12 protein-coding genes are annotated in these 13,078 nt (G+C 64.1%); 4 read left to right on the top strand and 8 right to left on the bottom strand.

The annotated features are described in order from the left end of the window. Positions 1-16: 16 nt before the first annotated feature. Positions 17-934: a 3-keto-5-aminohexanoate cleavage protein gene (locus ACSQ3L_RS01965; protein ID WP_436158402.1), complete on the bottom strand. Its 918-nt coding sequence runs from the start codon at positions 932-934 to the stop codon at positions 17-19. Between the two features lie 135 nt (positions 935-1,069). Here ACSQ3L_RS01965 and ACSQ3L_RS01960 point away from each other — a divergent pair, with 135 nt between their 5' ends. Further along, positions 1,070-2,050: a GlxA family transcriptional regulator gene (locus ACSQ3L_RS01960; protein WP_436158401.1), complete on the top strand. Its 981-nt coding sequence runs from the start codon at positions 1,070-1,072 to the stop codon at positions 2,048-2,050. On the opposite strand, the gene ACSQ3L_RS01955 is transcribed toward ACSQ3L_RS01960, so the two are convergent. The 3 genes from ACSQ3L_RS01955 to xylA all read right to left on the bottom strand — a co-directional run bounded on the left by ACSQ3L_RS01955 (position 2,031) and on the right by xylA (position 4,643). Beyond that, positions 2,031-2,792, bottom strand: coding sequence for a TIGR01458 family HAD-type hydrolase (locus ACSQ3L_RS01955; RefSeq protein ID WP_436158400.1), 762 nt, complete (start codon positions 2,790-2,792; stop codon positions 2,031-2,033). The two genes, ACSQ3L_RS01960 and ACSQ3L_RS01955, sit on opposite strands and share 20 nt — an antisense overlap. Before the next feature lie 58 nt (positions 2,793-2,850). Continuing rightward, positions 2,851-3,054, bottom strand: coding sequence for a hypothetical protein (locus tag ACSQ3L_RS01950; RefSeq protein WP_436158399.1), 204 nt, complete (start codon positions 3,052-3,054; stop codon positions 2,851-2,853). Between the two features lie 263 nt (positions 3,055-3,317). After that, positions 3,318-4,643, bottom strand: a complete 1,326-nt coding sequence (gene xylA, locus ACSQ3L_RS01945) for a xylose isomerase (RefSeq protein ID WP_436158398.1) — start codon at positions 4,641-4,643, stop codon at positions 3,318-3,320. A gap of 112 nt (positions 4,644-4,755) precedes the next feature. On the opposite strand from xylA, the gene ACSQ3L_RS01940 reads away from it, so the two are divergent. Continuing rightward, positions 4,756-5,118, top strand: a complete 363-nt coding sequence (locus ACSQ3L_RS01940; RefSeq protein ID WP_436158397.1) for a nuclear transport factor 2 family protein — start codon at positions 4,756-4,758, stop codon at positions 5,116-5,118. Between the two features lie 197 nt (positions 5,119-5,315). Here the strand turns inward: ACSQ3L_RS01940 and xylB are convergent, their stop codons facing one another. Then, positions 5,316-6,770 carry a xylulokinase gene (xylB, locus tag ACSQ3L_RS01935; RefSeq protein ID WP_436163369.1) on the bottom strand — a complete coding sequence of 485 codons (1,455 nt, stop codon included), beginning with the start codon at positions 6,768-6,770 and terminating at the stop codon, positions 5,316-5,318. A gap of 82 nt (positions 6,771-6,852) precedes the next feature. Further along, a complete protein-coding gene (locus tag ACSQ3L_RS01930) occupies positions 6,853-8,175 on the bottom strand; it encodes a tetratricopeptide repeat protein (RefSeq protein WP_436158396.1) in 1,323 nt (440 codons plus the stop codon). Positions 8,176-8,391: 216 nt separating this feature from the next. Here ACSQ3L_RS01930 and ACSQ3L_RS01925 point away from each other — a divergent pair, with 216 nt between their 5' ends. After that, positions 8,392-11,172: an autotransporter outer membrane beta-barrel domain-containing protein gene (locus ACSQ3L_RS01925; RefSeq protein WP_436158395.1), complete on the top strand. Its 2,781-nt coding sequence runs from the start codon at positions 8,392-8,394 to the stop codon at positions 11,170-11,172. A gap of 52 nt (positions 11,173-11,224) precedes the next feature. On the opposite strand, the gene ACSQ3L_RS01920 is transcribed toward ACSQ3L_RS01925, so the two are convergent. After that, on the bottom strand, positions 11,225-11,848 hold the full coding sequence (locus ACSQ3L_RS01920; RefSeq protein ID WP_436158394.1) for a LysE family translocator: 624 nt from the start codon (positions 11,846-11,848) through the stop codon (positions 11,225-11,227). Positions 11,849-11,944: 96 nt separating this feature from the next. Further along, positions 11,945-12,067, bottom strand: coding sequence for a hypothetical protein (locus ACSQ3L_RS01915; protein ID WP_013528283.1), 123 nt, complete (start codon positions 12,065-12,067; stop codon positions 11,945-11,947). Positions 12,068-12,307: 240 nt separating this feature from the next. Between ACSQ3L_RS01915 and ACSQ3L_RS01910 the strand changes: the two genes are divergently transcribed. Next, on the top strand, positions 12,308-13,075 hold the full coding sequence (locus ACSQ3L_RS01910) for a L,D-transpeptidase (protein ID WP_436158393.1): 768 nt from the start codon (positions 12,308-12,310) through the stop codon (positions 13,073-13,075). Positions 13,076-13,078: the final 3 nt, after the last annotated feature.

Genomic DNA, 13,078 nt, shown 5'->3' with positions numbered 1-13,078 from the left:
CTCCAAGGAGAATAATTTATGCCGCGATCGGCGCCCGCTTGGTGAGGTTGAGCTTCTTGCGCACCTCCTCCGGCCCAAGAATCCTGGCACCGAGATTGGTGACGATGCTGGCGGCACGCTCGACCAGCTGCGCATTGGTCGCCAGCACGCCCTTGTCGAGCCACAGATTGTCTTCCAGCCCGACGCGGACATTGCCGCCGGCCAGCACGGCTGCCGCGGCATAGGCCATCTGGTTGCGGCCGATGGCGAAGGCCGACCAGTTCCAGGTCGACGGCACATTGTTGACCATGGCCATGAACGTGTTGAGGTCATCGGGCGCGCCCCACGGCACGCCCATGCAGAGCTGCACCAAGGCATCCGGGTTGAGCACCTTCTCCTCGACCAGCTGCTTGGCGAACCACAGATGGCCGGTGTCGAAGGCCTCGATCTCCGGTTTGACGCCGAGCGCCGTCATCATGCCGCCCATGGCGCGCAGCATGCCGGGCGTGTTGGTCATGACGTAGTCGGCTTCGGCGAAATTCATGGTGCCGCAGTCGAGCGTGCAGATTTCCGGCAAACACTGGCGCACATGTTCCATGCGGTTGGTGGCGCCGCCCATGTCGGTGCCTTTTTCTTTGAGCGGCAGCGGCGCTTCCGGCGAACCGAACACCATGTCGCCGCCCATGCCTGCGGTCAGGTTCAGCACGACGTCGACGTTGGCCTCGCGGATACGCTCGGTCACCTCGCGATAGAGGTGCACGTCGCGCCTGGGCTTGCCGGTTTCGGGGTCGCGCACATGGCAATGCACGATTGCGGCACCAGCCTTGGCCGCGTCGATGGCCGAATCGGCGATCTGCTTGGGCGAGCGCGGTACATGCGGGCTGCGGTCCTGCGAGCCGCCGGACCCGGTCACGGCACAGGTAATGAAAACCTCGCGGTTCATCGCAAGCGGCATGGAACTCTCCTCCGATAGAAACACTATGCATGTCGCCCAAAAGTGGGAACCGGTTTTGGGATAACGACATGCACAAAGACCAACCACAACAATGCCCGACTTGCCGGAAACTGTTTTGCGATTTACGAAGCTTCCATGACGAAAAGCGAAAAGCCAACGATCTTTCGCGCCGAGCGTCTGCCGCTCAAGGTGACGCTGCTGGTGTTTTCCGGCTCGTCCATCATGTGCGTGGCGTCGGCCGTCGATCCGCTGCGCGCCGCCAACCGCATTTCCGGCGAGACCCTGTTCGATTTCAAGCTGGTCTCGGTGACCGGCGAGGCTCCGGTCACCACATGCGGCCTGCCGGTGGCGGTCAGCGGCCGCTTCGACGCGGCCGATCCAACCGACGTTCTCGTCGTCGTCGCCGGCTTCGGCACCCAGAACTATGCAACGTCGGCGCTGCTGTCGGGCCTGCGTCGGGCGGCCCGGACAGCACGCGCGTGCGGCGGCGTCGAAGCCGGCACCTGGCTGGTGGCCCGCGCCGGCCTGCTGGAAGGGCGCAGCGCCACCACCCATTGGGAGGATATGGAGGATTTCTCCTCGGCCTTCCCGGGCGTCGATGTCCGCCCGGACCGCTATGTCATCGATGGGCCGGTGTTCACTTCGGGCGGCGCGTCGCCGACCTTCGACCTGATGCTGCATCTCATTCGCACGCGGCTCGGCATGGCCGTCGCACTCGATGTCGCCAGCGTCTTCATCTACGACCAGGCGCGCGCCGCGACCGACGCGCAGCCGCTGGTCTCGCTTGGCCGGCTCGATGGCTACGATCCGCGTCTGGCGCAAGCCATCAGGCTGATGGAAGTGCATGTCGACCAGCCGCTGACCATAGAGGCGGTGGCAAAACGCGCCGGGGTGACGGCGCGAACCCTGGAGAGCATTTTCCGCAAGTCGATCGGCGAGACGCCGGGCGCCTATTACCTCAGGCTGCGCCTCGGCGCTGCACGCCGGCTGGTGGTCGATACAAGGGTTGCCATGGCCGATATTGCCGGGCGAACCGGATTTTCGTCCGCCGCGGCATTTTCGAGGGCTTTTTCACGGGCTTTCGGCGAAGCGCCGGTCAGGCTGCGGCGCGGTTGAGTATCCAGTCGGTCGCGGCGGCGAGGTCGTCGACCACGGCTGTTGGAGCGGGATCGAAGCGTGTCTCGTCGTTGGGGCGATACTTGCCTGTCCGCACCAGCAGCGCCGCGCCAAGCCCGGCGCGCAGGGCGCCGGCGACATCGTTCTCGGCATCGTCGCCGACCATGACCGCATCGGCTGCCGGGCAGTTCAAACCGGCAAGCGCCGAACGGAAGAAATCCGGTGACGGCTTGCCGAGTACGACAGGGCTTCGCCCGCTGGCGAATTCGAGGGCTGCGACGAAGGCGCCGGTGTCGAGGCTGAGCAGACCGTCTGCATCCTTGAAGGTGCGATTGGTGGCGAGCGCCACAAAGTCGGCGCCGGCCACTAGTTCGCGGAAGGCTCGGTTGAGGCTGGCATGGTCGAAGGCTTCGCCTGCATCCCCGACGACGACGGCTCGCCCGCTCCCGCCTTCCAGTCCGGAAAACTCAGCCTCGAGGTTGGGATGGACGAGCAGATGAGGCTGGCGGTCATGCCTGCGCAACCATTCGGTAGCGGCGCGCGCCGGCGTCAGCAATTCGTCGTCCGCAACCCTTATGCCCATGGCGACAAGTTGCGCGATGATTGCGCGGCGCGGCGAGCGTGTGGTGTTGCTGACAAAACGGAGTGGCAAGGCCGCGTTGCGTAGATGCTCGATGGCCGTGGCAGCGCCCGCTATCTGGGTGTCGCCATCATAGACGACACCCAGAAGATCGAGGAGCACCGCGCGTATCATCGGTAAAGGATGGAGAAACAGTCCCCGTTCGTCAAACTACGGAAGATCAGGCGGCGTCGCGGCCTTCCCGGACAATGCGCGAGCGCATGCTTTTGGCCAGTGCCGTTTCGAGTCGCGCGGCGACCGCGCGATCCCATTCGTTTGTCTTGCGGGCGCCGTCTTTCGAATCTGGCATTGCCATCAGCCGGTCGATGATCGATCCGGCCTCGCCCGATGAAAGCAGGGCGTCGATTTCACGTTCGTTCTGCATATCGGTTCGCCTCCTTCTTCCTCTCCCGCCACGTCCGTACTTATACGAGATTCGTGACGGCAGTTTGAAGGCAAGAGCAGGGCGATTGAGAGGCGCCAAGAGGCAAAACCTTGTCGCCGGGCAAGCCCTCTGGCGCATGTTGATCCCGGCAGGCTGTCGAAGATCTGGGTGATCCTCGGAAGCCTGCGCGAGATGGGCTGATGAGCAGGAAGTTGTCCGGCGGCTTTCAGCCAGAGGTGGCGGATGTCGGTCCAGATCGGGCTTTACACGTACCGGTTGACGATGTTTTCCAGCAGTTCCTGGCGGCCGGACCTCGGCTGCGGCTCGATCTTCCTCTTGACCACGCGCTCGGCGATGTCTTCCAGCGTGCGCTTGCCGGCAAGCATCGCCTTGCCCTCGGCTGTGTTCCAGCCGGCATAGCGTTCGGCCAGCGGCGCCGACAGCGCCTTGTCCTCGACCATGCGGGCCGCGGCTTTCAGGCCGCGTGCGCAAGAGTCCATGCCGCCGATATGGCCGATCAGCAGATCCTGCGGATCGAGCGACTGGCGGCGCAGCTTGGCGTCGAAATTGGTGCCGCCGGTCTTGAAGCCGCCGGCCTGCAGGACCTGGTAGTAGGCCAGCGCCATTTCCGGCACGTTGTTGGGGAACTGGTCGGTGTCCCAGCCCGACTGGTAGTCGTTGCGATTCATGTCGATCGAACCGAAAATACCGAGAGCATTGGCCAGCGCCAGCTCGTGCTCGAAGGAATGGCCGGCCAGGATGGCATGGCCCTGCTCGATGTTGACCTTGACCTCCTTCTCCAGCCCGAAGCGCTTGAGGAAGCCGTAGACGGTCGCGACATCATAGTCGTACTGGTGCTTGGTCGGCTCCTGCGGCTTCGGCTCGATCAGGATCGTGCCCTTGAAACCTATTCTGTGCTTGTAGTCGACGACCATGCTGAGGAAACGGCCGGCCTGTTCCTGCTCGCGCGCAAGATCGGTGTTGAGCAGCGTCTCATAGCCCTCGCGTCCGCCCCACAGCACGTAGTTCTCGCCCTTCAGCCGCTTGGTGACGTCGATGCAGCTTTTCACCGTCGCCGCTGCGTAGGCAAACACATCCGGATCGGGATTGGTGGCCGCACCCGACATGAAGCGGCGATTGGAGAACAAATTGGCCGTGCCCCACAAAAGCTTGACGCCGGTCTGCTTCATCTTTCCGGCGAAGTAGTCGGCGATCTCGTCGAGACGCGCGGCACTCTCGGAAAAATCCTTGCCCTCCGGCCGCACATCGGCGTCGTGGAAGCAGAAATAGGGTGCGCCGAGCAGCGAGAACATCTCGAAGGCGACGTCGGCCTTCAGCTTTGCCAGTTCCATCGTGTCGACGCCGCCGGCCTTGGGGAACCACGGCCGGTCGAAGGTCTGGCCGCCGAACGGATCGCCGCCCGGCCAGGCGAAGGAATGCCAATAGGCGACGGCGAAGCGCAGATGGTCTTCCAGCCGCTTGCCGGCGACCACCTCGTCCGGGTTGTAGAACCGGTAAGCCAGCGGATTGGTCGAATCCGGCCCCTCATACTTGATCTCTTTGATGTCGCCGAAAAATCCGCTGCTCATGATTTCTGTCCTCTCACAAAGTTCTGCCGCCATTACCTCAGGCGTAATTGGTTTCACGCCGGCGCTGGCCGAAAAGGGTCATGTCAAAACCATCAAACGAAGGAGACAGATCATGACCGACCTCACCAAGATCGCCGAAAACTACATCACCGCCTGGAATGAGAGCGATGCCGGCCGCCGGACCGAATTGCTCAAGGCGACCTTCACCGAAGATGTCAGCTACCGCGATCCGATCATGCAGGGCGACGGCCATGAAGGCGTCGCGGCTTTGATCGACGGCGTGCAGCAGCGCTTTGCCGGCTTCCGCTTCTCGCTGAAGGGCACGCCGGACGGTTTTGCCGACAAGATCCGTTTCTCCTGGAATCTTGGTCCGGAGGGTACCCCTTCGGTGATCGAAGGCACCGACATCGGCGTCATCGAGAACGGCCGCCTGAGGAGCATCACCGGCTTCCTCGACAAGGTGCCGGCGCAGTGATTGCTTCTGGGGGAGGCCGGAGCGAAGCGCGCCCCTCTGGCCTGCCGGCCACCTCCCCCTCAAGGGGGGAGATTGGCTAGCCTCGGAGTTTTGGCCAATAGTCGACGTTGAAAGAAATGAGGCAGCGCCAAAGCTGCCGATCTCCCCCCTTGAGGGGGAGATGCCCGGCAGGGCAGAGGGGGGCGCCTCGCGCCGACTCACGCCGTGGCGACCTTGATCGCCGGGTACAGCGCCCGGTAGCGCTGATAGGCGTCCGCATAGACACCGCCAAGCGCCGCGTCCGGTTCGATCGTGGCATCGGTCCTCGGTGCCGTGCAGATTTCGAGCGGATCGGCACCCGTCGCCGCGATCAGGCCGAGCCGCGCGGCACCAAAGGCGGCGCCGAAATCGCCGTCGGCGGGAATGTCGACAGGCAGCTGAAGCGCGGTGGCAATCGCCTTCAGCCAGTAGCGCGAGCGCGAGCCGCCGCCGATCGCCGTCACCCGCGTCAAACTCGTGCCGGCTGTGGCCAGAGCTTCCAGGCTGTCGCGGAAGGCAAAGGCGACGCCCTCCAGCACGGCCTGGGTCAGCGCGGCACGGCTCGATTCATGCGCCAGCCCGGTGAACGCGCCGCGAATGGCGGCATCATTGTAGGGTGTGCGCTCGCCGGAAAGATACGGCAGGAAGGACACGCCGCCGGGCGCCTTCAATGTCTCGCCGAGTTCGGCGGTCAACTCGCCGGCGCTCTTCCCGGTGATTTCGCACAGCCAGTTGAGCGAATCGGTCGCCGACAGGATGACGCCCATCTGGTGCCAGGTGTTCGGCAGCGCGTGGCAGAATGTATGCACCGCACTTGCCGGGTTGGGCAGGTAGGAAGCATTGGCGGCAAACAGCACGCCCGATGTGCCGAGCGAGACGAAGGCCTGGCCGGCGCCGACCGTGCCCATGCCGCAGGCCGAGGCCGCATTGTCGCCGGCGCCACCGGCGATCGGAATGCCGGCCTGCATGCCCCATTTGGAGGCCAGTTCGGCGCGCAACGCGCCTGCCCTTTGCGTGCCCTCGACCAGCGACGGCATCTGCTTTTCATCGAGCGATGTCGCCGCGAGCAAATGCGCGCTCCAGCGCCGCTTGCCGACATCGAGCCAGGAGGTGCCGGCCGAATCCGACATTTCCGAAATGTGCTCGCCCGAAAGCCAGAGCCGCAGGAAATCCTTGGGCAGCAGCACTTTTGCGACTTTGGCGAAGACAGCGGGCTCGTTGTTCTTCACCCAGGCAAGCTTTGGCGCGGTGAAACCGGGAAAGACGATGTTGCCGGTCAGCGCGCGGAAGCGCGGGTCGGCGTCGAGGGCGGCGGCCTCGGCATGGCTGCGCGTGTCGTTCCACAGGATGCAGGGGCGCAGCACCTTGTCGGCGGCGTCGAGCAGCGTGGCGCCGTGCATGTGGCCGGACAGGCCGATGCCCTTGACCGCGGCGAACTCTTTTGGATGCTTGGCCTTGAGGTCGGCAATCGCCTCTTCGCAGGCGCCGATCCAGTCGTCAGGGTTTTGCTCGGACCAGCCGGGATGCGGCCGCGACACGTCGATCGACGCATGGCCGGAACCGGTGACGGTTTGCCCGGCATCGATCAGCAGCGCCTTGACGCCCGATGTCCCGAGATCGAGGCCGAGATACATGATTTCCTCCCATGCCATTTAATTTTTTCGGGTCTCGAAAAAATCTGGCTTGGCCAGTTTTTAAAACAAGATCCGCTTCGGGTCAATTCTCCGACAAATCGGCGGCGCGTCGCAGAAACAGCGCTGACAGCGGACTGTCGGGTCGCGCCATAGAACGCTCCGCCGCGAGCGCCCTGGCAAGGGCGCCGTCGCCGGCACGCAGGGCCGCCTCGATCAGCGTCAGGTCGATCACGTCGCGCTGGGCGTGGCTGCCGCCGAAGCGATGGGCGATTGCCCGGATCGGCCGGATCAGACGCACGGTCTCGGTATAATTGCCTTCACCGAACGCCTTGATCGCCAGCGTCAGGGGGTGGCCGACATCCCGCGTGAAATCAGCGTTGTCGTCATCGCCATGCATGGCCTCGCGCTGCGTTTCGAGCAGGGTCTGAGCCGGGGCGTCCAGACCGGCGCCGACAAAGGCCATCATCGCGTGGGCATCGTTGAAGGCATAATTGCCGGCGCCGGCTTTGCGCCAGTTGGCGGCGATCGCTGCCCAGCGGTCGCCGACATCGATGCCGCCGAGATAGAGCCGCCACAGGATTGCCGAGGCATCGACCATGTTGAGCGCCATCGTCGATTGCACGCCGTAGATCGGGCCGTCATAGAGGGCCAGCACCTCGTCGGTCTCGCCGAGATCGTAGTGGAACAGCGCCAGGTGCCACCAATTGTGCACCTGCAGGAAGCTCTCCCTTGTCCACGCTTCGGGGTTGGTGCGCATCCAGGCAATGCCATCCCTTTGCCGGCTTTGCATTTCCATGACATGGGCGACGGCGTGCTGCGCCCAGCCATCGCGCGGCTCGATGTCGACCGCCGCACGGCCAAGCTGTTCGGCCCTGATATAGTCGCCCATCTCCTCCAGCCCGAACGCCTGCATGCCGAGCATGGCGTGGTAGCCGGGCATGCCCATTTGCCAGGCAGGCAAGGCGCGGGCGATACGGTCGCGCAGCATGCGGGCATTGCCGGTGAAGAAATCGATCTGGTGGCCGACCTGCAGCGCCAGCCCGTCGCGCGGGGTCTCGATGGTGACATCCTCGAGAATGCGGCTGGCCTGATGCCAGCGCCCGTTGGCGAGATGGCCAAGGGCTGCGACATGCGCCTGCTCGTGGGTGGTCGCGGCAAGCGGCAGTGCCGCTTCGTGGCAAGCCTTGGCCACGGCCGTCGCCTCCCGCTCGGTGGCGAGGCCGAACAGGTAGCCCTTGAAGACATGCGCCATGACGAAGCCGGGATCTTCCGAGATGGCGCGGTCGACGGAGGCTACAGGATCGCCGATGAAACACTGCAGTTCACGCACCGCCTGGCTATAGGACGTGAACCCTGCCTCCGTTGCACCCGAAAATGTCAGGCCAAATGCGTCCCTGATTGCCATGCAATGTCCTTTGACAGGCCCGTGATCCTTCGGGCCAGGACAATCCTAAGGCATGGACCACAAACCTGCCAACCGGGTGCTGCGCAGGGGCCATTTCAGTAGTCTTTGCAGTTTAGCAACCATGTGGGGCAGATTAGCCTTTGTAAAAGCGAACGAATTGTGTCTTCATTGCGGCGCCGGGCGGGGGCTTGAAATCGCGAATCGAGAGGGGACGCGATGCGGCATCTGAAAAACGGACTTCCAAACAGTCGTTCGGAAGGGGCGGAGAAAACAGTTGCTTTGCTGTGGAGAAGGCCGCCCGGGCTACACCCACGGTTCATTAGCCTTCTCGCAACTACAGCTTTTGCGTTGCTGCCCAGTTCCGCAGCGTTTGCCGCATGCGTGCTGGGGCCAACCGCCGGGAACACCCTCTACACCTGCGATAGCGGCTCATCGGGCGGCAGCCTCACCGATGCCGACGGCGACAACACGTTGAACTTTCCCGCCGGCGGCACCGGGCAGATATCAGGCAACGTCACCTTTGGCGTCGGCACGGACCGTATCGACATGCAGTCCGGCACCATCACCGGTACCGTCGATCAGGGCGGCGGCACCGATTTCTTCACCATTGGCACGGGTACCGTCGCTGGCAATGTCCAGCAAGGCTCCGGCATCGACGACTTCAACATGAGCGGCGGCCAGATCGGCTCGCTCAACCAGGGCGATGGCCTGGACACGTTCACCATGACCGGCGGGCGCATCGTCGATTTCTTCGACGATGGCGACCGTGCCGTGATGACCGGCGGTCGCATCGGCCGCGTCAACATGAAGCTCGACCAGAACTATTTCAACATGTCAGGCGGCACCATCGACCGCAACCTCGTCACCGGCTTCGACAAGGACACGATCATCCTGTCGGGTGGCACCATCGGCGGCAACATCAGCGTCAGTGGCGGCAATGACAGCGTGACGGTCACCGGTGGTACCGTCGGTGGTGATATACTGATGAGCGTTGGCGCCGACAATTTCGTCTGGAATGGCGGCGGCATCATCTACGGCGCCGTCGACCTCGGCGGCGACAACGACATCGCCAAGCTCAGCAATCTCACCAACGCCAATCTCGGCGCCACGGATGCCATATCAGGCGGCCTTGGCACTGACGCGCTGACCCTGGACAACGTCAAGCTCGACGGGGTAAGCCGGCTCCAGAACTGGGAAAGCATCGGCGCCACCAACGACACCGAACTGACGCTGGACAGCAATTTGGTGCTCGGCGACAGCGGCACCGGCACGGGTTCGCTCAGCGTCGACGCCGCAAGCACGCTCTATGGCGGCGGCTTCAACGCGGCGATACAAGCCTTTACCGCAGGTCAGCTGGCATCGGTCACCAATGCCGGACGCATCGACCTGACCAACGGCAGCACCGGCGCCACTGACAGCCTGACGATATCAGGCAATTATACCGGCCTGGGCGGTCTGCTGCTGATCCAGACCGAGCTTGGTGACGACAGTTCCGCATCCGACAAGCTTGTCCTGTCGGGCGGCACGGCTTCGGGTTCGACCGGCATCGGAGTGGTCAATGTCGGCGGCGCAGGTGCTGCGACCACGGCGGACGGCATTATGGTCGTCCAGGCAGTCAACGGCGCCACATCCGGCGCCGGCACATTCGCGCTCGACGCCCCCGTCGCCGCCGGTGCCTTCGAATATTACCTGTTCAAGGGCGGCGTCAGTGCCGGCAGCGAGGAAAACTGGTATCTGCGCTCGACGCTGATAACGCCGACGTCGCCGGCGGCGGCGCCACCGGCGGCGGAGCCGCCGGAACCCGAGCCGCCGGCAGCCGAGCCGCCGCCCCCGCCGCCTTCAGAGCTGCCGCCAACGCCGCCGCCGACCGAGGGCGACGTCAACAACCCGCCGGTCGACCCGACACCGCCGGTGCAGGCAGCCGATCCGGAGCCCGAGCCGCCACCGCCGCCACCACCGGCACCGGCCGCGGATCCGCCCCCGCCGCCACCGGTGGTGCCTACGGATGTGCCCGACGTGCCGACCCCGGCCGCGGGTGAGGAGATCCTGCTCTACCGCATCGAGGTTCCCGTCTACTCGGCCTTGCCGCCGGTAGCCGAGCATCTGGCGATGACGACGCTTGGCACTTTCCACGAACGGCGCGGCGAGCAGAGCCTGTTGTCGAACACGGAACTGTCACCGGTCTGGGGCCGCATTTTCGGTCAGGACAGCAAGATGGCGTATTCGGGAACGGCGTCGCCGTCCTTCGACGGCACGCTGTTCGGCTTCCAGGGCGGCTTCGACCTGTTCGGTCGAGAAACCAGCTCCGGTTCGGTCGATCGCGCCGGCCTGTTCGTCGCCTATGCCAGCATGAACGGTGATGTGCGCGGCCAGGCGCTGGGACAGGACAATCTGTCCGTCGGCGGTATCGATCTCGACGGCACCAGTGTCGGCGGCTACTGGACCCGCATTGGCCAGGGCGGCTGGTACCTGGACGGCGTCTTCATGGCCACCTTCTTCGGCGGCAACGCGACATCGTCGCGCGACATTGGCATCGATATCGACGGCACCGGCGTCACCGCTTCGCTGGAAGGCGGCTATCCCATAGCTCTAGCGCAAGGCTGGACTCTCGAGCCACAGGCGCAATTGGTCTGGCAGCATCTGTCGCTCGACGACACCTCGGACCGTTTTGCTTCGGTTTCCTTCGATTCCGACGGCAGCGTCACCGGCCGGCTGGGCGCACGGCTGCAAGGCGAGACAACGATCAACGGCATGGCGCTGCAGCCCTACCTCAAGGCCAACATCTGGCACGATTTCGGCGGTACCAGCCATGTCAATTTCGACACCACCGATATCTCGACCGAGGGCAGATCGACCTCGTTCGAATTCGGCGGCGGCGTGATTGCCAAGGTGACGGACAAGGTCAGCATCTTCGCCACCGGCGACTACACCACCAATCTCGGCGGCGACAAACGCCGGATACTCGAAGGCAATCTCGGCTTCAGCGTCAAATGGTGAGGCCGGTCATGATCCCGGAAACTGGTTTCGGGATCATGGCCAGACAGAGAGCCTAATTGCTGGAACGCATCGCCACCGTGGCGATGCCGGCGCCGACCAGCAGCGTGCCGCCTGTGCGGTTGAAGATGCGGATTGCCTTGGGATTGCGCACGACGTTGCGTGCGCGTGCCGCAATCAGCGCATAGCCGAAGGCATTGGCGAAGGCGAGCACCAGGAAGGTCGTCTCGAAGATCAGCATCTGCGTCCAGAAGTCGGCGTGCCGGTCGAGGAACTGCGGCAGGAAGGCGACGAAGAAGGTGATGCTTTTCGGGTTGAGCGCGGTGACCAGCCAGGCATGCGCCATCATCTTGACCGACGACACCGCATCGGTGCGCGGTTCGGCTTTCAGCGCGCCGCCGGCGCGAAACAGTTTCACGCCGAGATAGACCAGATAGCCGGCGCCGATCAACTTCAGGATGGTGAAGACGGTCGCCGAAGCCGCCAGCAGCGCGCCGATGCCCAGCATCGACAAGGTCATCGCGGTGAAATCCCCCAGCGCCACGCCGACCGCCATCGGCAGCGCGGTGCGCCAGCCCTGGCCCAGCGCGTAGGACACGACCAGAAGGATGGTCGGACCCGGAATGATGAGGAGGATCGTCGATGCGGCAGCGAAGGCGGCCCAGTTTTCGAAGGACATGCTCGTCTCCCTTGAGCTCAAAGAAGAGGATAAATCCTTAGGCCCGGGAGAATGTAAAGAGGCGATTTCCCTAACTGCGCCAACGGCAGATCGGTGTCAGTTCGCGCCGCTCAGAGTGCTCACGATATCGGCCAGGCTGACATTGGCACCGAGAACGGTTGCTGCCGCGACAATGGCAGCGGCAAAAAGCTTGATGTCGGTTTTTAACGTCTTGCACATGGAGGCCCCTCGCTGATCGCTCGAGGGGTAGGAGAGGGCAGCGCCGGGATTATGACCCGTCCGAGGTCTTTTTGTGCAGCAACTCCCAGTCAATGCTCTGGCGGGAAGGGTCGAACGCCCGCCGGGCAATGCGCAAACGCAGGCTGTGCAAGGCCTTCATGCTTTATCAACCATGAATGATGAAAATGCCCGCTATCCGGCCGGACCGTGCTTCCCGCCGACAGCGTGGGGTTTGGGTATATGCGTGAGTTGCCGCAAGGTCTGACGCCGCCGCGAAACGGCGACGCAATCGAAACCGATCATCATCTTTCCCGCCGTGCCATCCTGTCCGGAGCCGGGGCGCTCGCATTGCTCGGTGTCGCCGGATGCTCGACCTCGGGCGGTGGCCTGCCGGCGCTCGAGCTCGACGATACGGTGACCGGCTCGGTGCGACCGATTCGGCCGAGCATCAGCGTCGACAAGAACATCACCAGCCCCGACATCATGTATGCGGCGCTGACCGACGGCGGCTTCAACGTGCCGGAAGTGCCGTATCTGAAGGTCAAACCGGAATTCCGCCGCCAGATCGTCGTCGACACCACGGGCGAGGCGCCCGGCACCATCGTCGTCCATCTGCAGGAGCGCATGCTCTATCTCGTCCAGCCGGGCGGCGACGCCATCCGCTACGGCGTCGGCATCGGCAAGGACGGCTTCCGCTGGTCGGGCCGCGCCAACATCCAGTATGGCAGGGAATGGCCGACCTGGACGCCGCCGCCCGAGATGATCGCCCGCAAGCCGGAACTGGTGAAATGGCAGGGCGGCCAGCCCGGCGGCCTGACCAACCCGCTCGGCGCGCGCGCCCTCTACATCTACCAGGACGGCAAGGACACCGGCTATCGCATCCACGGCTCGCCCGAATGGGCGAGCATCGGCCAGGCGATGTCGTCGGGCTGCGTGCGCCTGATCAACCAGGACATCATCGACCTCTACAGCCGCGTCTCCAAGAAAAATCCGGTCGTCGTCGTCTGACAC

The organism is Mesorhizobium sp. LjRoot246, assembly GCF_964254115.1.
GTDB lineage: Bacteria > Pseudomonadota > Alphaproteobacteria > Rhizobiales > Rhizobiaceae > Mesorhizobium.
The sequence above is the reverse complement of the archived record's forward strand: the minus strand, read 5'-3'. Positions and strand labels throughout refer to the sequence as shown.